The following is a 20,134-nucleotide window of genomic DNA, read 5'->3' on the forward strand; positions in this document are numbered from 1 at the left end:
TTTGAATCAGGTGGCATGCTGATCAGAAACTGATAGCCAGCGCAGTGGTAGCCAGTAAGCTGCGGCTGCTCAAATCGTGATCATCTTGCATGAAAATGCGGTCTTTGCTGATGAACTGGCGTAGCTCTGCCCGCAGCAGTATGGCAGGGTGTAATTGATAATCCATATTGATTGAATAACCCTGAGTTTTGAACCCGTTAGGCGTATCTGCGCTGACGATCACGCCTTGTTTGTCCTGATAATATTCCGCCCTGGCAGCCATACTCAGCTGATCCGAATAGCGGTATCTTAAGATCAGGTTAGGCGTGTACCACACATTGTAGCGGCCCCTGTCATCCAAGCGTTGCTCTGCGCCGATATCAAATCCGGCCAGCATCGCCCACTGGTCATCCAGCTGCACCTGCGCATACAAATTATGAAAGTAGCGCATCTGGCGATCGGCATCTGATTTGTCATTGCCTATGAAAGAGCTGCTATTGATAGTCAGCCTGTCACTAGGCCTGTAGGTGATCTGATGGCCCAGTGAGGGCGTGGTGTTTCCCTCTGGCCTATGTATCCGTTGCCAGCCATTCAACAGCAAAGCGCTGGCATACCACTTGCCATCTGTACTGGTATAAGAAAGCTTTGCGCCTGTCTCAAAATAGGGCGAGTTTTCTGCCATCATGCTTCTGGTCAGGGTCCAGTTTTCAGCGCCGACCGCACTCTCAAAACCAATGTGCGAAGGCATCACCCCCACATCCAGCCAGACATCGTGCTGATCTGAAAGCTTAATGCCGACGTTGGCTTCATACAAATGCTGCAACATACGGTTCTCAGCCGCATAGTTGGCTTTCATATAGGTGCCAGAGGCAACACCCAGATGCGCTCTGAAATGGCTGGCAGTGAAGTCGGCCTTAATGAGGGCAAGGTTAATCTGCAGGCTATCATCCTGGTTATAGCTGTAGATAAATGACGGCCTTTTTTGCATTGAAGGATCATTGAAATCTTTGCTGTAATAAGACTCAAGATATCCACTCAACTTGAACTTGGAATCACTAAAACTTTGTGACTCTTCCGAGAGGCTTTCATTTGCCATGAATGGCATTGCCAGCAAGCAACCATAAAAGAAGCTATGGATGATGGATTTATTCACGTGTTACCCTTAAACAAATGAATCGCTTTTTGAAAGACTGCTTATTTTAGAAATGAAATGAATTTTTTGGATAGGTTTAATCAGCGACGTGTAATTGACACTTAAAAACAAATATTTCTCGGCGCAAGACCAACCAATAAATGATTCCAGACCCAGCTATGGTGTTGTATGTATCAAGAAATTCTATTGCAAGTGAACAGACCTTTCTGTATATTAAATTCATGGGTAATTATTTTAATTACCTGGCAATGGTGAACACACATTATTCACTAAAAGACTGTCTGAAAACAACAATACATTAGCAACAGCGGCCTTAGAAAGACTAATTGTGTTTCACAATTTTTCATCATGAATACAGGGGAATTCAACATGGAATCAGCAATTGATGCACACTTAAAATGTCCACGCACAGTCAACAGAAATATGGAAGAAGGCTATGAGCCGGCTTTTCCACTGTGGGCTGCACGTGCTGGCACAGATTTAAAACAGGTAGTCATGGGTTATTTTGGCGTGCAATTCAGTAAACAGGAGTTACATGGCCAAGCCTGTGCAGTATTGGGTAAATATCTGCGCAGCTTTGCTTCTGCGAATGGGCCACAACATTACGACATTACACAATTTAAGGACGCTTCAGGTTTTGAAAATATCATTGTGATTGCCTATTGGGATCAGCCGGAAAAATACACGCAATGGCAAACCAATGCTGAGATTGATGACTGGTGGAACTCTGATGATCGCTTAACAGATGAATTGGGCTATTTCCGCGAAATTTTAATGCCGCGTGTAGAGAATTTTGAAACTGCTTTTAGTGGGCCCGACTCGCTTGAAGGCATAGGCGTTGTGATGGGTAATATCAGTGGCGAAATCCAGGAACATGGTTACTGGGGGTCCATGCGCGATCGCCTGCCTTCTGCGCAAACAGATGCGCTGGTAACAAAGGAAAGTCTGGCTGATGGCCTGGTGTTTGATCAGAGCAAGAAACGAATCAAACTGGCAGGACATGAGAATTTAGCCGTCATCCGCTCCGGACAAAACTGGATAGCAACCGAGGGCAAAGAGCGTGCTTTATATCTGAATGAAATGGAACCCACGCTACGCAAAGGCATGGATTTTTTGCACCATGATGGGCTTGATATTGGCTGCTATGCCAACCGATATATGCGGCATGCCGACAGTAAAGGCCAGATACTGGAAAAAAGTTTTGGTATGAGTTTTTGGCGGTCACTGGCAGACCTTGAAAACTGGTCAAAATCCCACCCTACGCATCTAGCCATTTTTGGCACCTTTACCAGGATCGTTCAGGAACTGGATGCTGAGTTAAGCATGCGGCTTTATCATGAAGTTTCAGTACTCAAAGCGGATGAGCAGTCTTACGAATACATCAATTGCCATCCTAAAACAGGGTTGCTGAATGGTTTAAGCGAGATCGCTGCTTAAAAGCCAGCAGGCTGGATTCAAATGTATCCGCTAAACGGTGTATGGCATGCGAAGGCATTAAAGTAATAAGCAATTGATCAAGGTCAGTGCTTATCTTTAATGGCCTCAATAGCAGGCGCAAACCATGGTTCATCAGCGCGCATACTCACATAAAAGTAGCATGCGTGCTACTAATAGGCGAAGGATGCTGCATACGTATTGAACCTGGTTTGCGTTTTGACACGCTTCACAGAAGTGGCAGCGGGCTTTAAAAATGCATCTACAGCTGCGGCCAGGCGTGCCGGTTCATCATAGGGAAGCCCATGTCCGGCATCAGGAATCAATTTGTACTGCAGGTCCGGGTTGAGTCTGTGCAACGCCAGGGCCGTTTCAGAAGACACGATGCCTTCGCTGCCAAGTACCAATAGCGTAGGCACATATACATTGCGGATCAATTCATCAAACTCCGGGTTGGGCGGAATAAGGACATCAAACGCTTTCACGTTAGTCTGTAACCTTGCTTGAATGATATGCTCGATCAGCTCAGATGAGCGGTATCTATGCCTGGCTTTTGCTTCCTTAAATAGCACTTCCTTGCTGGATTCCAATAGCTGCAGATGCTGCTCGACCACACCACTTTCATAAACACCTTCCTGCCATTCAGGGCTGATGAAAGTCGGGTCAGCCAACACCAGGCCACTGATCGCGAACCCTAAACGGCTCGCCACCATGGCAGCGGTCATACCGCCCATGGAGTGTCCGAGCAGATATGGAGATTTAATGCCCAATGTCCTGATCAGTTCGATGACATCATTCGCATGGTCCTGATAGGTATAGCCATGCAGTGGCGCGCTCGATAAACCATGGCCTCTGGCATCAGGCATGATGACGTCATAGTCTTTCTCAAGCGCACGTGCCAGTTGCGACCAGCAGGCGCCACTGCCTGCCAAGCCATGCAGAGCGATCAAAGGCGGCTTGTTGCCACCCGTCCTTAAATAATTGATGTTGATATCGTTGGCCCGGCAAACGCCATTGGCCCAGCTGGTAGAAATAATGTTTTTACGTGTCATGATCAAAACTTTCTAAAAGAACCGGTGACTACACCCCAGATTTGAAACTCCATCCGGGTTTGAATCAGGATAGGGCTGTATCTGCCGGAAGAGTTAGCAGGTAATAATTTGGGCAAGCCGTTCGATTGTTTGGCCAGGGTTTTAACTGTGAATTCGCCATCAATCATGGCTAGTACGATATCGCCCATCGCCGCTTGTTTGCGCTTTTGCACAATGGCTTTATCCCCTGGCATTAGGCCGACTTCTATCATGGACTCCCCCTGTATCGTGATGAAAAAGGTGTCATCGGTATTGGCGATCAGGTATTGGTAGAGGTCCAGCTGTTCTTCGATATCGTTGTTAGCGGGCGATGGCAAACCTGCAGGCACCTTGGATTGATACAAGGGCAGGCTGATACTTTCAGATGCCAATAAAGGTTGCGCGAATGTATCAACCGCATCCAGATGATCATTGAGTTCATGCAGGCGTTGCTTTTTAGCATAGGCTTCAAGAAAGTCAGCAATGACTGCCTTTTGGCTGTTTGGGATACGGATGACAGAGGTTTCCTCGCGAAAAGTACCTGAGCCAGGCTTACGCCCGGAACCTGGTTTTCTGCCAGTCATTTTCAATTCGTCTTTTTTCATAATTTTTATTGTAACAAAAATAATTATTTTATTGTTACAATAAATAAATATATTTTTGAGCGCCTTGGCGACACCTCACTATCGACTTGCCAAGACTTGAATCGAGCCAGCGTGACTAACTGGATTCGAATGGCCGAGCTGATCTGTCCACTTTGTAAATTAACTAATGATTCATCATAAAGAGCCCTATGGAACTCAAGCAAAAACTCGAAATACTGGCGGACGCCGCCAAATACGATGCTTCATGTGCTTCCAGTGGCACTGATAAACGCACGTCAACAGACGGCAAGGGCATAGGTTCCACCACCGGCATGGGTATCTGCCATAGCTATGCGCCTGACGGACGTTGTATTTCACTGCTGAAAATCCTGCTGACCAATTTCTGCGTCTACGACTGCATTTATTGCGTCAACCGCGTCAGCAGCAATGTGCCGCGGGCACGCTTCAATGTGGAAGAGGTGGTCAACCTCACCTTGAGTTTTTACCGCCGCAATTATATTGAAGGCTTGTTCCTGAGCTCTGGCATTATCCGCAACCCGGATTACACCATGGAACAAGTGGTGGAAGTCGCGCGCGTGCTGCGCGAGGTGCACGATTTCCGTGGCTATATCCATCTCAAGACCATCCCCGATGCCAGCCCGGAACTGATGGCGCGTGCCGGTTTGTATGCTGATCGACTCAGCATCAATGTCGAACTACCGACCATCGCCAGCCTGCATACCCTGGCGCCGGAAAAAGACGGCCAGGCCATACGCCGTTCCATGGGGCACTTGCGGCTGAAGATAGACGAGAGTAAAGACAAGACACTGACCGGCAAAAAGCCGCCACGTTTTGCGCCTGGCGGGCAGAGCACGCAGATGATCGTCGGCGCCGATGCCACCGATGACCGCGCTATTCTCGATACCAGCGCCAACCTTTACGGTGCCTACCGTTTGCGGCGCGTCTATTACTCGGCTTTCAGCCCTATCCCCGATGCCAGCAAGATGCTGCCGCTCAAAGCGCCGCCGCTGGTGCGTGAGCACAGGCTGTACCAGGCCGACTGGTTGTTGCGTTTTTATGGTTTTAACACAGATGAGATCGTGACCGGGCAGGATGGCATGCTAGACCTCGACGTCGATCCCAAGATGGCCTGGGCACTGCAACATAGAGAGCAGTTTCCGGTGGATCTCAACCGTGCACCCAAGGCCATGCTGTTGCGTGTGCCAGGGCTGGGTGTGACCAGCGTCGCACGTATCATTTCGGCGCGCAGGGTACGCGCCATCCGGCATGACGACCTGGCCCGTTTGCGCGTGTCGCTGAAAAAGATACTGCCCTTCGTCGTGCTGCCGGACCATCACCCGGGACGTAGCCTGGACCACCAGCACCTGAAACAGCACGTGCAGCAGGCTACGGTACCGCAACAGTTCGCTTTGTTCGGGCCGGTGTAGCCAGATGCAGGTCATCCGGCTGGCAAATGAAACCGATTTCGACGGCTGGCGTGCCGCCGCACGTACTTTATTGGCGCAAGGCATTGCCCCTGAACATATTGAATGGCGTGTGGGCGAAGAGCGTGGCGGTTTATTCGATACCCCTGAGCCGGATGTAGTGCAAAGCCAGCCATTCCAGCAACTCCCCCCGTTCAAGGTACCCCGTGATTTTCTTGAGTTGTGCAGCAAGGCCATCCTGCATCGCGATCCAGCGCGCTTTGGTTTGTTGTATCGCCTGCTGTGGCGTTTAAAACAGGTGCCTAAATTGCTGCAGGTTGCATTTGATCCTGATGTGGCAAAGGTGCAGGCCATGATCAAAGCCGTCAGGCGTGACCTGCATAAGATGAAGGCATTCGTGCGCTTTCGCGAAATAGAGATGGAAAGCGGAGAACCCGAATTCATTGCCTGGTTTGAGCCTAGCCAGCATATCGTACAGGCGTCGGCGCCGTTTTTCACCGGACGGTTCACCAATATGCGTTGGTCCATACTCACCCCAGACATTTGCATGCATTGGGATGGCAAAACACTGAGCTACAGGCCAGGCGCCAGCAAGGCTGACGCACCGACTGAAGATGCCGGCGAGGAGCTATGGCGTGCCTATTACCGCAGCATTTTTAACCCGGCACGGCTAAAGGTGTCGGCCATGCTGGCGCAAATGCCGAAGAAATACTGGCGCAATCTGCCTGAGGCGCCACTGATCGCCGGCCTGATCGCAAATTTTTCGCAGCGTATGGATAACATGATGATCGCCCCGTCGACTGAACCACAGCGAAAAATCGTGAAATATATCGCGAAAAAAGCGAGCACTATGCCATCAGCAGAAGCAAGCGATGCTATGCATGCTTTGCACGCGTTGAACGCGTTGAACGAGCGCATGCTGGCCTCAATTGAATTCCCGCTGGCAGTCCATGCCACGCAGGCGGTGTTAGGGATAGGTGCCGCGCCAGGAGCTATCATGCTGTTGGGTGAACAGCCGGGCGAGCAGGAGGATCTGGCGGGACAGCCCTTTATAGGCCCAGCCGGAAAATTACTGGATCAGGCATTGTTGCAAGTCGGTATACAGCGCTCCGGGATGTATGTGACCAATGCCCTCAAACATTACAAATTCAAGTTACAGGGGACGCGACGTGTGCGCATGCTGCCTGGGGTTGCTGATATCAAAACCTATTTGCCGTGGTTGCAAGGTGAGATCGCAATTGTGCAGCCGCAAGTGGTTATTGCTTTGGGAACCGTTGCCGCACATGCCATCACTGGCGTAGCGCTTGAAATGGAAGTCAATCGCGGCAAATTTTTTCAGCTTATGGATAACCGGCAGGCACTAGTCACTTACCACCCATCCTATATCCTGCGCTCAAAGGATGAAGCAACCAGGCGCCAACTTTATGAAAAGTTAGTGGCTGACCTTAGATTGGCGATCAGCATGGTGATGATCGCCGCTGAATAAGTGTACAGAAACCGCAATAATTGCAGTCGGTTGCATCAAATAAAGTTCAGGCGGCTTTTGCTGAGCGATACATATACAGCTGTGACAGCTCACCAGTCAGCAGCTTGCAGGCTTCATCATAAGTGATGCGGGAGAGCAGTATCCGGTCACCCTCGGCAGGCACAAACAGAAACGATGCACTTACTTCATCCGAAATAAACTCGCCTGCGAATACACCGTTAATATGCACAAAATCCAGGCTGGATTGCGTTTCTGATTTTTTAAATTCTATTTTCATGAAAATGCCTTGCTCATGGATAGGACACAAAAGCGGCGGCTCCCGTAGAAGCCACCGTATTTTTAGCATGCCGGAACCTGAAATGCAGCCTAAGGTTTAAGCCGACGATTTGCTATATATGAACATTAACGGCAAGCAATGAAAAAATTTATAGGGCGAATACGATTTAGTTTGTAGGAATATCTTTACGCCTCAGGATTTGGGCTTTCCAGTTCCAGCAAGGTTTTCAGATCCTGGCGGCCTTGCTCCATTAAACTGGAAATCGCTTTACGGTCATGACGGATTTTCAGGGTGGCTTCCAGTTGATCTAAATCGTGCTTTTCAAACTGATCGACGATCTTTGCCGCTGAACTGGCGCTTTCACCAATGGCCAGTAATGATTGCCTGGCCGCTTCGAGTGAAGAATAAAAGGTTTCCCTGATCGGGTTTAAATCCAGCTCACGCAAATCAAAAGCATCAGTCCTGCTTCTGGCGCGTGCAACAATGGCCACGCCGGGCCAGCGCTCTTTCACCAGTTTCGCCATTTCCAGCGCAGCCGCAGAGTCGTTGACGGCGATCACCAGTAGTTTTGCTTCGGCGATGCCGGCTTCTTCGAGTAGATCCAGCCGCGATGCGTCGCCGTAATAACAGCGCCAGCCAAATTCGCGCATAAGGTCGACCTGGTTGGGGTCGTTATCAATCAGCGTCGGCGTGATGCCTTTGGCCACCAGCACGCGGCCAACGATTTGCCCGAAACGGCCAAACCCGGCAATGATGACGGCGTTATTTTCCGGAATGGCATCTTTGGGCCGCTCGCTACATTGCAGGCTGAGAAAGCGCTCATACAGTAACAGCAGGATAGGCGTAGTCAACATGGAGACGGCGACAATGGCATTGAGGATATTGTAGGTTTCACGCGAGATAGAGTCTTGCGCCAGGGCCAGGCCAAAAATCACAAATGCAAATTCACCGATTTGCGAGATGGAGACACCGAATAATAACTTGTCGCGCAGTGGGTATTTAAATAGCCAGCCCAGGCCCATCAGCACCGCGATTTTGATGGCGACGATCAGCAGGGCAAACCCGAAAATCAGTAGTGGCTGGTTGGCCACCAGGTTTAAATCCACGGTCATGCCCACCGCAATAAAGAACAAGCCTAACAACAGGCCTTTGACCGGCTCGATATCCAGCCGTAATTCATAGCGGTATTCCGAATCGGCTAACAGCACGCCGGCGAGAAAAGTACCCAGCGCCATGGATAAGCCGACTGACTCCATGGCTAACGAAATGCCGATCACCAGCAACAGTGAGAAGGCGACAAAAATCTCCCGCACGCCGGTTTGCGCGATCATGCGCATAATCGGGCGCAATATGGTGCGGCTGGCCAGCACGATGGCAATGATCACGGCAATCGCCTCAGCCACTGCCAACAGGTCAAAACTGGAGGCAGAGCGGTTAGGTGCCAGGAAGGCAAGCAGCATGAACAGCGGGATCACGGATAAATCCTGGAATAGCAGCGTGGCGAATGCCGCCTGGCCGCCAGAGGTATGCAGCTGCTTTTTTTCGATCAGCGCGGTCAGCCCGATTGCGGTGGAAGACATGGCCACGCCCATGCCTATGATCAGCGATTCACTCCATGAAAAATTCAGCGTGTGAGCGATCACTGTCACCAGCAGTATTGTCAGCGTTACCTGAGTACCACCCAGACCAAATAACAGCTTGCGTAATTCCCACACCTTTTGCGATTCCAGTTCCAGCCCGATCAGGAACAGCATCAGCACCACGCCAAACTCGGCAAAATGCAGCACGTGCTCCGGGTCTGCGATCAATTTGAGCGCAGAAGGACCGATCAATATGCCCGCGATCAGGTAGCCGAGCACCGACCCCAGGCCCAGCCGCTTGAACAGCGGCACCAGGATAATCGCGGCAGACAGGTAGATGGCAGCCTGGAAAAGAAAATGCGAGGTATTCATTAAAGCCTTTGTACATGGTTGGGTGTCTGGCATGCCTGTGATTGACTGACAGCCCGGCAACCCGTGAATTGAAAGAGTGGATTAGCGGAAATTACCATAGATAGCGCCTGAGTCAAAATCATCAGAATATGCAATAAAAAAACTGGAAATGACTGATCGCCTGTCCACCAGAAAAAATCCTGTCTTGTAGGAGAAACTTACCATTATCCATCGCTAATAAGCACTAAACTAATCTTTACCCGCCAAATATGGGCATAGGCTAGCCATCCCATGCTATCTACGGTATCTTTATCAGGTTAAGCAGAGATATTTTCAGGGATAGCAATGACAGGCCAGCAGCAAGTTGATCAAATCGGTTTTCGCAGAATCCTCACGCGCAATGTCACCTTACCTTTAGCGCTCGGTGTGCTGAGCGCGCTAATTTTTGTCGTACTTATCTACAACTTGCTGGCGGCGCTGAACTGGGTGGAACACACGCAGAAAGTCATAGGCAAGCTCAATGAATCAGCCAAACTCTCCACCGACATGGAGTCTGGCATGCGCGGCTACCTGTTGACTGGCGATGAAAGTTTTCTGACGCCTTACCAGGTCGCGCGGCCCCTGGTGCACTCTGAACTGGATAGCCTGATAGCCCTGGTGGGTGACAATGACTACCAGGCCAATCGCCTGCGCAAAATCAAGAGCCAGATCACGCAGTGGGATGAGTATGCGCAATCCATGATAGAGATGCGCCAGACAAATCAGGATTATCTATCCATCGTCAGGTCGCAACGCGGCAAGACGCAGTTCGATGAGTTAAGAAAAGAGTTAGGCCTGGCGCTGGAAACCGAGCAGCGCCTGCTCAAGGATAGAAACGACAAAGCCATCAGTACGACCACCACCAGTGTGATCGCCTTCCTGGTCATCAGCCTGCTGGTGAGTGCGATTTTGGCACTGCTGGGGCGCCGGGACCTGATGGGGCTTTCCAATAATTACAACGCCATCCTGAAACAGCAGGATGAGCATGGGCAGTACCTGCAGGAACAAGCCCGCATGCGCGAAGGACAGGCGGAGATAGTGCAAAGCGGCCTGGGCCAGCTAGCCTTGCCGGAGCTAGGCAGTTCGGCGCTGGCGATCTTGTCCAGATATGTGAATATGCAGGTCGGTGCCATTTACGAATATAAAGAAGATGGCACGCTCAGCCTGTTCGCCAGCTATGGCTATAAAGATAATGCAGATCACCTGCAGCAGCACTTGCTCAAACATGAAGGCCTGGCCGGTCAGGCGGCGCTGACTGGCAATATTATCCAGCTGGCCAATCTGCCGGAAACCTACCTCAGTATCAATTCTGCCCTGGGTTCGGCAGCGGCAAACGGTATCGCCATCATCCCGCTCAAAAGCGAAGGGCATGTGAATTCGGTGATGGAACTGGGGTTTATCGAAGCCATCCCGGCCAAAGACATGGCATTGCTGGAATTTATTGCCAGCAACCTGGGCTCAGCGATTGAAGCTACTCTCGCCAAACAAAAACTGCAAAGTGCCTATGCCGAAGTACAGCAGCTCAACGAAGAGTTACAGGTGCAGCAGGAAGAGCTTAAAACCGCCAATGAAGAGCTGGAAGAACAATCTACGATTCTTGAAGAATCGCATTCCATGCTGGAAAACCAGAAAGCCGAACTGGAGCAAACCAATGAGCAATTAGCTAATCAGGCGACACTGATTGACCAGCGCAATGATTCGCTGATCCTTGCGCAGCAGGCTCTGGAGAAAAAAGCCGAAGAGTTGCAGAAATCCAGCCAGTATAAATCCGAGTTCCTGGCCAATATGTCGCATGAGCTACGCACACCACTCAATAGCGCATTGATCCTTTCCAAACTGCTCGCGGATAACACGCAGGGTAACCTCGACGAAGAACAGGTTTCGTTTGCAGAAACGATTTACGCATCTGGCAATGACCTGCTTAACCTGATCAACGATATCCTGGATATTTCCAAGGTCGAGGCAGGCAAACTGGAGCTGAACTTGCTGCCGGTCAGTGTGCAGAGCATCGCTGACGCCATGAAAATGAGCTTTGACGCGCAAGCCAAACAGAAGGAATTGCAGTTCCAGATCTCCGTCAGCAAGCAGGCACCCGCCAATATCACCACCGATAAATTCAGGCTGGAGCAGATATTGAAGAACCTGCTTTCCAATGCGTTTAAATTCACACAGGCAGGCAAAGTATCGTTTGCGATAGCCGCATCTGCCAGTGGCCAGGTGTCGTTCAAAGTGCAGGACAGCGGCATAGGCATCGCCAAGGACCAGCAGGAAAATATCTTTGAAGCCTTCCACCAGGCCGATGGCTCTATTAGCCGCAAGTATGGTGGTACCGGGCTTGGCTTGTCGATTTCACGCGATCTCGCGCGCTTACTGGGCGGTGAGCTGACAGTGGAAAGCACGCCTGGCACTGGCAGTACATTTACGCTGACCTGTCCGCTGGAAGTCACTGCAGCGATGGCGACTCAGGGCGTCGCCGCTGAGATAAAAGCGCCGTTGATCCCGCGTGCCGTGCCGACTAAACCTGTTGAACCTGCGCCGTTGGCTATGCCGGCGTTTCCGGATGACAGGGATGATATCCAGCATGCCAACCGGCTGGTGCTCATCATCGAAGACGAGACCGATTTCGCCAGGATACTGTATGACATTTCGCACGAGATGCAATACAGCTGCCTGGTAGCGCACAGTGCCGCTGAAGGCTTGCGGCTGGCAAAAGCCTTCAAGCCGCAGGCGATCCTGCTGGATATCCGTCTGCCAGATGCCTCCGGGTTAACCGTGTTGCAGCAACTGAAAGAAGACCCCGAAACCCGGCATATCCCGGTGCATGCTTTGTCTGCTACTGAACAGCAGGATGCCGCCTTGCAACTGGGCGCGATCGGTTTTGCAGTCAAACCGAAAACGCGCGATGAGCTAAAAGAAGTCTTCCTCAAGCTGGAAGAGAAATATACCCAACAGATCAAACGTGTGCTGGTGGTGGAGGATGATGCCAGGCAGCGTCAGAGCGTGATCCAGTTATTGTCTGACGAAGATATCGAGATTGTCGCGGTCGAACTCGGTGAAGAGGCTTTGCAGCAACTGCACAAGCAGGTGTTCGACTGCATGATCATAGACCTGAAACTGCCGGATATGAAAGGCAACCAGCTGCTACAGCGCATGTCGACCGAGTATATCCTTTCTTTCCCGCCTGTCATCGTTTATACCGGCCGCAACCTGACCCGCGAAGAGGAAATGGAGTTACGCAAATATTCCAACTCCATCATCATCAAAGGCGCCAGGTCGCCGGAACGCCTGCTGGACGAAGTGACCTTGTTCCTGCATAAAGTCGAGTCGCAACTGTCGGCCGAGCATCAATCCATGCTGAAAACCATACGCAGCCGTGACCGCGTGTTTGAAGGCCGCAAGATCCTGCTGGTGGATGACGATGTGCGCAACATCTTCGCCCTGACCAAGGTGCTCGAGCATAAAGGCCTCAATGTGGATATCGCCCGCAATGGACGTGAAGCGATCGAGAAACTACAGGCGCTGGATGACATCGACCTGGTACTGATGGATATCATGATGCCGGAGATGGATGGCTACGAAGCCATGCGCGAGATCAGGAAAGATGCGAAATTCAGCCGTTTGCCTATCATCGCGCTGACCGCCAAAGCCATGAAAGACGACCAGGAACTGTGTATGAACGCAGGCGCCAGTGATTACCTGGCCAAACCGGTGGATATCGACCGCCTGCAATCGCTGCTACGCATATGGATGCCTAACCTGGAGCGCTTGTAAGCATGCAGTTGCAAGACGCAGAGATTGAGATCAAGTTGCTGATAGAGGCTATCTATCTCAAGTACAACTATGATTTCAGGGATTACTCCAAGGCCTCGCAGAAACGCAGGATAGAGCAGGGCATCACCGCGCTCAAATGCCAGTCTATTTCAGAGTTGCAGTCGCAAGTGCTGCACGACCCGGCTGTATTCATGCAGTTGCTGCAATACCTCACCATCCCGGTGAGCGAGATGTTCCGCGACCCATCGTATTTCCTGTCCATCCGTGAGCAGGTGGTGCCGGTGCTCAAAACCTATCCTTCGCTGAAAATCTGGGTGGCAGGCTGTAGCACTGGTGAAGAAGCCTATTCGCTGGCTATCCTGTTGCAGGAAGAAGGCCTGCTGGAACGCAGTATTATTTACGCGACCGACATCAACCCGGTCTCGCTGGAGAAAGCCAAAAAAGGCGTGTTCCCGCTGGAGCGCATGGCGCTATACGCCGAGAACTACCAGGCTGCGGGTGGCAAACGTTCCCTGGAGCACTATTACACCGGTGCCTATGGCGGCGCTTTGTTTGATAAAGCCCTGGCCGAAAAAATCACCTTCTCTGACCATAGCCTGGCGACAGATTCTGTGTTTTCTGAAACGCATTTTGTCTCCTGCCGCAATGTGGTGATCTATTTCAACAAGGCATTACAGAGCCGCGCGTATGGTTTGTTCCACGAATCCTTGTGCAGGCGTGGTTTCCTTGGGCTGGGCCATAAGGAAAGCCTGGATTTTTCGACCTGTTCGCACCTGTTTGAAGCAGTGGTGAAACGGGATAAATTGTTCAGGAAGCTATAAATAATGAGCGAGCCACTGGCAGATGAACGGTTACAGGCGATCCAAGCCATTGTGGTGGGCGCCTCTGCGGGCGGCATAGAAGCCATGATGCACATCTTCTGCCCGTTACCGCCTGACTATCCGTTGCCTATCATCTCGGTTATCCATATGCCGGATAACCATGACAGCCACCTGGCGGAAGTGTTCCAGCAATGGACGCGCATCAAGGTGGAGGATGCCGAAGACAAGGCGGCTATCCATAAGGGCAGGTTGTATTTTGCCCCGGCCGGCTACCACTTGCTGGTGGAAGAGGACGCGACGTTTTCCCTGAGTTGCGAGATGCCGGTCAATTACTCGCGGCCATCGATAGACTTGATGATGCAAACCGCGGCCCAGGCTTACGGCAGCGGCTTACTGGGTATCTTGTTAACCGGGGCGAACCTGGATGGGGCCATGGGTATGAAAAGTATTAAACAGCACGGCGGCGTCACTATCGTGCAAGCGCCGCTGGAAGCAAAATCGGGTACTATGCCGAAGGAAGCCATTAAATTACAAACGCCGGACCTGATTCAGGGATTGACCGAGATTAAGAACATGTTGCTGCGACTTGGGGATATGCATGCCGTACAGTAACGAAAAGATCAAGGTATTGATCGTCGATGACTTGAGCGAAAACCTGCGTGCGCTGGATGCCATCCTGCGCGCACCGGATAGGGTGATCATGCAGGCCCGCTCTGGCCTGGACGCCCTGGAATTGTTACTGGAGCACGACTTTGCGCTGGCGATGGTCGATGTCGAAATGCCGGAGATGGATGGCTTCCAGCTGGCAGAACTGATGCGCGGCACCGAAAAAACCAAGCATGTGCCTATCGTGTTCGTCACCGCAGCGGGCATGGAACTCAATTACGCTTTCAAAGGCTATGGCGCCGGCGCTGTCGATGTCTTGTATAAACCATTGGATATCAATGCGGTCAAAAGTAAGGCCAATGTGTTTGTCGAGCTGTTCCGCCATCGCACCGCGTTTGAAAACCAGGTCAAAGCGCTGGAAGAAAGCCGCAAAGAACAGGAATGCCTGCTCAAGCAACTGCAGGCGACGCAGGCAGAGTTGCAACATTCACTAAATATGCGTGAGGAATTTATGTCACTGGTGGCGCACGAGATGAGGACGCCGTTGAATACGCTGTTCCTGGAAGTGCAGGTCAGGTTATCGCAGCTCGCCAAAAACAACCTGTCCATCTTTACGCCTGAGAATTTGCAGAAGATGCTGGGCCGCGGCGAGCGCCAGCTGAAAAGCATCATGCGCCTGATTGAAGATATGCTGGACGTTTCCCGCATCAAAAACGGCAAACTCTCCATCCAGCCGCAAGACGCCAATCTATCCACCTTAGTCAGGCAACTCGCTGAAGACCTGGCGCCGTTAGCCAAAGAGTCGGAGACGGAGTTTGTGCTGGAGATCGCCAGCGAAGTCGAAGGCCACTGGGATGCTTTCCGCATAGAGCAGATCATCATCAACCTGCTGACCAACGCCATACGTTATGGCAAAGGTAAGCCTGTGCATGTCTCGTTAGCTATGGAAGGCGAGCATGCCGTGATCAAGGTCGCAGACCAGGGTGTCGGTATCGCCGAACATGAGCAGAAAAAGATCTTCGAAGCGTTTGAACGCAGCGGTGACAACGAAGTAAAAGCCGGCTTAGGCCTGGGCCTGTATATCTCGAAAAAACTGGCCGAAGCGCATGCAGGTGAAATCAGCGTCATCAGCCAGAAGGATATTGGCAGTACTTTCATATTGCGCTTACCCCTCAAGAGTACCGCTGCATGAAAATCCTGGTCGTAGAAGATGATATCGATACGCGGGAGATCCTCGGCGAACTGCTGCAAATGCAGGGGCACGACATTGTCACCGCCAGCGAAGCGCAGCAGGCCCTGGCGTGTATGCGCCAACAGCCGGATATCGACCTGCTGATCACCGATGTCAGCCTGCCTGGCATGTCCGGCATTGAGCTGGCGCGTGTGGCTAAAGAAACCTATGCCAACCTCGCCATCATGATCTGTTCCGGCTATGGCGAGCAACATTTTGAAGCCTTGCCGTTTACCGCCACCTGGATACAGAAACCGCTGGAGATGGACTCGTTTCTACAGGCGATCGAGCAGTTTTCCGGGGTGAATCAATGACTATCCCTGCCCACTCGGAAGCTTTTGAAAAATTACGCACAGAAGTGCTTAACCGCGTGATGCCAGGCCTGCGCCACAAGATGCTGGGCAAATTGCAGCCGGTGACTTTGCTGTCCCAGGTACTCAGCAGGAAATTGGCGCTGGGCAGTGCCGATAACGCCTACGTACAAACCCAGGTCGATGAGATCAAACTCAATGCGCGCTTGGTCACTGCCGCCACGCAAAACCTGTTTACCTGGGTGGCACTCGATGCACCCGTGCAGCTCCCTGCCGATGAGCTGCTGAACGAGTGTGTAGACTTGCTCAAGATGGAGTGCTATACCAACCACCTCATCATCACCAATCATGTCACTTCCAGGCAGCAACTGCCGGCGCTCGAAGCCAGGGTACTGATCTGTGCCGGCATTATCCTGCTGGCAGACAAGCAGGCGCTGGAAAAAACGCTGGAGATCAGGGCTAGCGATAACGCAATCCAGTTCCAATGGAACAAAGCCTGTACCGGCGCAGGTTCCAGCAATCCTGGAATGTTAAGCAACTGGGATTGGATCACCGATATTTCGCCCAAGTGCCAGATCGAAGAGATGGATTCCGGCATACAGTTCAATTTCCAGGCTGTCGCCTGAGCATAGCCACGCGTGCGTGCGACGCCTTCAATGACAGCCCTTTCACCCACAACAGAACCGACCCGCGCAGAAGTAGATGGCCTGGCAGGCGCCACTCTGCTGGAGTTTGGCGCCACTTGGTGCGGCCATTGCCAGGCAGCACAACCGGCCATTACGTCTGCCATGCAGATGTTCCCGCAAGTCCGCCATATCAAAATCGAAGATGGCAAAGGTCGCCGGTTGGGCAGGTCGTTCCATGTCAAATTATGGCCAACGCTGGTCTTTTTGAAAGATGGCGTCGAACTCCACCGATTAGTCCGGCAGATCCAAACGCATGAATTAAACGATTCGCTGCAACGCATCACAGCACCCTGAATATCCGGGCGGGTTCCTTCAGCTTTTTGCCAGATTAATCTGACAAGAAAATCAGATTACCGCCAGTATGCCACCTACCTGTTTCACCCTACACTGACGCCATTCTTGCTTGATTGCAAAACGATCATTAATCACAGGCTGAACGACATGCGTACCCCTAACCAATTTGCAGAACAGATTTTTGAAGTACTGAGTTTCTCAATCAACCAGGCATGCAATGAGCAAGATTGGTTTAATGTCAGACGCGATGCCTTAGCCTACGGTTTCAAGCAGACAGATGTCTCCACCAGCTCTGCCTACGGGCAACGGTTTGACCTGTTGATTGAGCCTGGCATTTACCTGTGCCTCAACTATCGCTCGTTCGACCCTTCCGGCCCGTTCCAGACCCTGCCGGTCATCAGCCGTTTTGAACTCACTTGCGCCATCGAAAACGAAAAGATCAAGTCATACCAGAACGGCTTTGACGAACCTGTCGCCGCCAACGATAAATCCATCTGGCACGAGCTTTCATTTGCTTGATGCTTTAAAAAAGGCCTGACATCGCTGTCAGGCCTTTGCATTAGTACACCCCTGATTTTAAACTGGCAAGGAGAAGGCGATATGAACCGTCCAAACAAGGTAAATGTATGGTCCGGCTTCCTGAAAAAATGCCTGCTGGTTTACAGCGGCCTGTATACCGCAGTCGTCATCGCTGCCGAGCCAGCCCAACTGTTTGAACCCATACGCTCCGTACTGCAACATCCGCGCTGCCAGAACTGTCATATCCCCGGTGACCAGCCCTTGCAATATGATCAGGGCAAGCCACACGCCATGCTGGTGCAGCGCGGCATAGATGGCAAAGGCATGCCGGCCATGGAATGCAGCTCCTGCCACCAGGAGAAAAACTCACCCACCGTGATGGGCATGCATGCGCCACCTGGCGCACCACACTGGCAATTGCCGCCACCCGGCAACAAAATGGTGTTTATCGGCCTCTCCCCCAAAGACCTGTGCATGGTGCTCAAAGACCCGGCGCGTAATGGCGGCCGCGATGGTCAAAAACTGATCACTCACTTTGCCGATGACAAACTGGTCGCCTGGGGCTGGAACCCAGGTGGTAACCGCACATTACCGCCACTCACCAAGGCGCAGACCGTCACCGCAGTCAAACAATGGGTAGATGCAGGTATGCCTTGCCCGGCTTAATGCCTTAATCCTTAATTGGGTATGAGTTGCTTAATCTACAACCTGGAGATTATTCAGGCTATTAGATTGCCAGGCCCACAAATGCGCCGCCAGCAAAGCGCGCCAGGGGCTGAATGCTTTCAGCCATTGCTCTGCCTCTTTCTCGCTGATCTGCTCCACCGCCATCAATCCCCTAATCGACCGCCGTACCGCTGCATCGCCATGCAAAGAGCCATCCAGCCAGCCATAACCGCGTAGTAGGGTGTAACTGATAGTCCACGGCCCTATGCCTTTAATCGCGGCGAGCGCCGTGGCAATCACTTCGGAAGATACCTGATTTCGCAGCCAGTCATCCATAGGCAACTCGCCCGCCAATACCAGTTCACTTACCCTCAACAAAGTATTGGCCTTATTCTGCGAAAGGCCCGCCTGCCGCAATGACTCAGCTGATAACTGAAACACCTGCGCTGGTGAGGGGTAGCAATAAAAACCGGATGAATGTTGCGCATTAGCCAGCTGGATAAACTTGCGCCGCAACGAAATCGCCGCATGTAAGCTCACCTGTTGCCCTATGATCGCCCACGTCAGCGCCTCAAACGGGCTCACACTCACCGGCACCCGCAAACCCGCCTGCTGCGCTATCATCACTCCCAGCAATGGGTGGTCGGTATAGGCCTGCTCAAACCCTGATATAGGCTGCGTAAAGCCCAGCATGTGCTGCACTATGTGAATCACCGCATCCGCATTTACCTCAAGCACGGCATCATCTATCGCCAGGCTGTATTCAACCTCACGTTCACCAAAAGTCAGCGTCAACAGGGCAGGACGATCTTGCAACACAATCGCCTTTTCCAGCACATTGCCCGTGATTTTTTCCGACACCGCCAGCTTATCCCGTCCATGAAACGTCAGGAAATCCTGCGCGCGGAATCCATCAGGTAATTGAATACGTTGTATAGTGTGCACAGGAAATTCGCTTTCAAACAGCAGTACAGGTGTTAGCGGCCCACATAAACGTGAGTTGGTTTAATAGAATGCAATTTCATTGAAACACATACGCTGATACTTTGTCTGACTAATCAGCAAGCCTACCGTTTCGATATTCATGGAGATAAGCATGTCTGATGTATCAAAAAGCAAAGAAAACCCACCCGCAACCCCCGTGTATGACGAAACGTCACTGTTACCACCCACACACCCTAAATCAAAAGACAAACCTAACTCCCACTCGGCTGAAATAGCAGAAGAAATTGAAGAAGGCCAGGTATCACCCGGCGAGTTGAGTAGTGAGAATGACATTTAATCGCTGAGCTGCTTCCACACTCAGGCAAATTTAAAAAGCTCCTTAGGGGGCTTTTTTTGTTAAGGTAACGCGTGATTATTTTCTTTAAAGGCAAAACGCATGAGCCAGCTAGAACAAAACTTCCAAAACACCCTGTTCAAACTCATCCCGCAAACCAAAAACCTGGGCATACAGATATTCAGGATAGATGAAAACCAGATCACAGTCCGCGGTTCCTACGCTTTAAACAAAAACCATCTCGATATCGTATTTGGTGGCAGCATTGCAGCCATTTCGATTACCACGGCCTGGTCGTTAGTACAGTCGAAAATTGAGCAAGCAGGCTTAAAAGGCAACTTGGTGATCAAGCGCCAGGAAATTGATTATTTATTGCCAGTGAAAACCGATTTTGAATGTGTGGCGAGTTTTCAATTAGCGGATGATTGGGAGGGTTTCGAAAGGACTTATCAGGAAAAGGGCAGGGCGAGAATTGTAGTGATTGCACAGATAATTAGTGAATCGAAAGCGACTTCAAAATTTCAGGGGGTGTTTGTGTTGTATAGATAGCAA

General features: G+C 51.3%; 20 protein-coding genes. 14 read left to right on the top strand and 6 right to left on the bottom strand.

What is annotated here, in order from left to right; translation table 11 throughout:
* Positions 1 to 22: 22 nt before the first annotated feature.
* Entirely contained in the window at positions 23 to 1,132 is a 1,110-nt protein-coding gene (locus ACSSVF_RS04140; protein ID WP_492405697.1) for a porin, read from the bottom strand.
* A 369-nt stretch (positions 1,133 to 1,501) separates the two neighbouring features.
* On the opposite strand from ACSSVF_RS04140, the gene ACSSVF_RS04145 reads away from it, so the two are divergent.
* Complete coding sequence (locus tag ACSSVF_RS04145; protein ID WP_492405699.1) at positions 1,502 to 2,569, top strand: phenylacetaldoxime dehydratase family protein; 1,068 nt, start codon at positions 1,502 to 1,504, stop codon at positions 2,567 to 2,569.
* A gap of 170 nt (positions 2,570 to 2,739) precedes the next feature.
* On the opposite strand, the gene ACSSVF_RS04150 is transcribed toward ACSSVF_RS04145, so the two are convergent.
* On the bottom strand, positions 2,740 to 3,618 hold the full coding sequence (locus tag ACSSVF_RS04150; RefSeq protein WP_492405701.1) for an alpha/beta fold hydrolase: 879 nt from the start codon (positions 3,616 to 3,618) through the stop codon (positions 2,740 to 2,742).
* A gap of 2 nt (positions 3,619 to 3,620) precedes the next feature.
* Positions 3,621 to 4,241, bottom strand: coding sequence for a LexA family protein (locus ACSSVF_RS04155; RefSeq protein WP_492405703.1), 621 nt, complete (start codon positions 4,239 to 4,241; stop codon positions 3,621 to 3,623).
* A gap of 188 nt (positions 4,242 to 4,429) precedes the next feature.
* Between ACSSVF_RS04155 and ACSSVF_RS04160 the strand changes: the two genes are divergently transcribed.
* Positions 4,430 to 5,668: a putative DNA modification/repair radical SAM protein gene (locus tag ACSSVF_RS04160; RefSeq protein WP_492405705.1), complete on the top strand. Its 1,239-nt coding sequence runs from the start codon at positions 4,430 to 4,432 to the stop codon at positions 5,666 to 5,668.
* Between the two features lie 4 nt (positions 5,669 to 5,672).
* Complete coding sequence (locus ACSSVF_RS04165) at positions 5,673 to 7,151, top strand: UdgX family uracil-DNA binding protein (protein ID WP_492405707.1); 1,479 nt, start codon at positions 5,673 to 5,675, stop codon at positions 7,149 to 7,151.
* 46 nt (positions 7,152 to 7,197) lie between these two features.
* Here the strand turns inward: ACSSVF_RS04165 and ACSSVF_RS04170 are convergent, their stop codons facing one another.
* A complete protein-coding gene (locus tag ACSSVF_RS04170) occupies positions 7,198 to 7,428 on the bottom strand; it encodes a hypothetical protein (RefSeq protein WP_492405709.1) in 231 nt (76 codons plus the stop codon).
* Positions 7,429 to 7,613: 185 nt separating this feature from the next.
* Positions 7,614 to 9,380, bottom strand: coding sequence for a monovalent cation:proton antiporter-2 (CPA2) family protein (locus ACSSVF_RS04175; RefSeq protein ID WP_492405710.1), 1,767 nt, complete (start codon positions 9,378 to 9,380; stop codon positions 7,614 to 7,616).
* A 324-nt stretch (positions 9,381 to 9,704) separates the two neighbouring features.
* Between ACSSVF_RS04175 and ACSSVF_RS04180 the strand changes: the two genes are divergently transcribed.
* From ACSSVF_RS04180 to ACSSVF_RS04220, 9 genes are all read left to right on the top strand, one after another.
* Complete coding sequence (locus ACSSVF_RS04180; protein WP_492405711.1) at positions 9,705 to 13,169, top strand: response regulator; 3,465 nt, start codon at positions 9,705 to 9,707, stop codon at positions 13,167 to 13,169.
* A 2-nt stretch (positions 13,170 to 13,171) separates the two neighbouring features.
* Positions 13,172 to 13,990, top strand: coding sequence for a CheR family methyltransferase (locus ACSSVF_RS04185; RefSeq protein ID WP_492405712.1), 819 nt, complete (start codon positions 13,172 to 13,174; stop codon positions 13,988 to 13,990).
* Between the two features lie 3 nt (positions 13,991 to 13,993).
* Positions 13,994 to 14,602 (top strand): chemotaxis protein CheB, encoded by a 609-nt coding sequence (locus ACSSVF_RS04190; protein ID WP_492405713.1) that lies wholly within the window; start codon positions 13,994 to 13,996, stop codon positions 14,600 to 14,602.
* Entirely contained in the window at positions 14,589 to 15,788 is a 1,200-nt protein-coding gene (locus ACSSVF_RS04195) for a hybrid sensor histidine kinase/response regulator (RefSeq protein ID WP_492405714.1), read from the top strand. Before ACSSVF_RS04190 ends, ACSSVF_RS04195 begins: the two co-directional genes overlap by 14 nt.
* Entirely contained in the window at positions 15,785 to 16,141 is a 357-nt protein-coding gene (locus ACSSVF_RS04200; protein WP_492405715.1) for a response regulator, read from the top strand. The genes ACSSVF_RS04195 and ACSSVF_RS04200 overlap by 4 nt, the downstream gene beginning before the upstream one ends.
* Positions 16,138 to 16,764, top strand: coding sequence for a hypothetical protein (locus tag ACSSVF_RS04205; protein WP_492405716.1), 627 nt, complete (start codon positions 16,138 to 16,140; stop codon positions 16,762 to 16,764). The genes ACSSVF_RS04200 and ACSSVF_RS04205 overlap by 4 nt, the downstream gene beginning before the upstream one ends.
* A gap of 30 nt (positions 16,765 to 16,794) precedes the next feature.
* Positions 16,795 to 17,118 carry a thioredoxin family protein gene (locus ACSSVF_RS04210; protein WP_492405717.1) on the top strand — a complete coding sequence of 108 codons (324 nt, stop codon included), beginning with the start codon at positions 16,795 to 16,797 and terminating at the stop codon, positions 17,116 to 17,118.
* A 147-nt stretch (positions 17,119 to 17,265) separates the two neighbouring features.
* The gene (locus tag ACSSVF_RS04215; RefSeq protein WP_492405718.1) at positions 17,266 to 17,637 is read left to right on the top strand and encodes a hypothetical protein; all 372 of its coding nucleotides are present in this window, start codon (positions 17,266 to 17,268) and stop codon (positions 17,635 to 17,637) included.
* 81 nt (positions 17,638 to 17,718) lie between these two features.
* On the top strand, positions 17,719 to 18,303 hold the full coding sequence (locus ACSSVF_RS04220) for a hypothetical protein (RefSeq protein ID WP_492405719.1): 585 nt from the start codon (positions 17,719 to 17,721) through the stop codon (positions 18,301 to 18,303).
* 30 nt (positions 18,304 to 18,333) lie between these two features.
* Here ACSSVF_RS04220 and ACSSVF_RS04225 read toward each other — a convergent pair whose 3' ends face one another.
* Positions 18,334 to 19,248 carry a DNA-3-methyladenine glycosylase family protein gene (locus ACSSVF_RS04225; RefSeq protein ID WP_492405720.1) on the bottom strand — a complete coding sequence of 305 codons (915 nt, stop codon included), beginning with the start codon at positions 19,246 to 19,248 and terminating at the stop codon, positions 18,334 to 18,336.
* A gap of 151 nt (positions 19,249 to 19,399) precedes the next feature.
* Between ACSSVF_RS04225 and ACSSVF_RS04230 the strand changes: the two genes are divergently transcribed.
* Together ACSSVF_RS04230 and ACSSVF_RS04235 are read left to right on the top strand one after the other, a co-directional pair.
* Positions 19,400 to 19,585, top strand: a complete 186-nt coding sequence (locus ACSSVF_RS04230; protein ID WP_492405721.1) for a hypothetical protein — start codon at positions 19,400 to 19,402, stop codon at positions 19,583 to 19,585.
* Positions 19,586 to 19,684: 99 nt separating this feature from the next.
* Positions 19,685 to 20,131, top strand: a complete 447-nt coding sequence (locus ACSSVF_RS04235; protein WP_492405722.1) for a YiiD C-terminal domain-containing protein — start codon at positions 19,685 to 19,687, stop codon at positions 20,129 to 20,131.
* Positions 20,132 to 20,134: the final 3 nt, after the last annotated feature.

Source organism: Methylophilus sp. E2MeOHC9, from assembly GCF_058744375.1.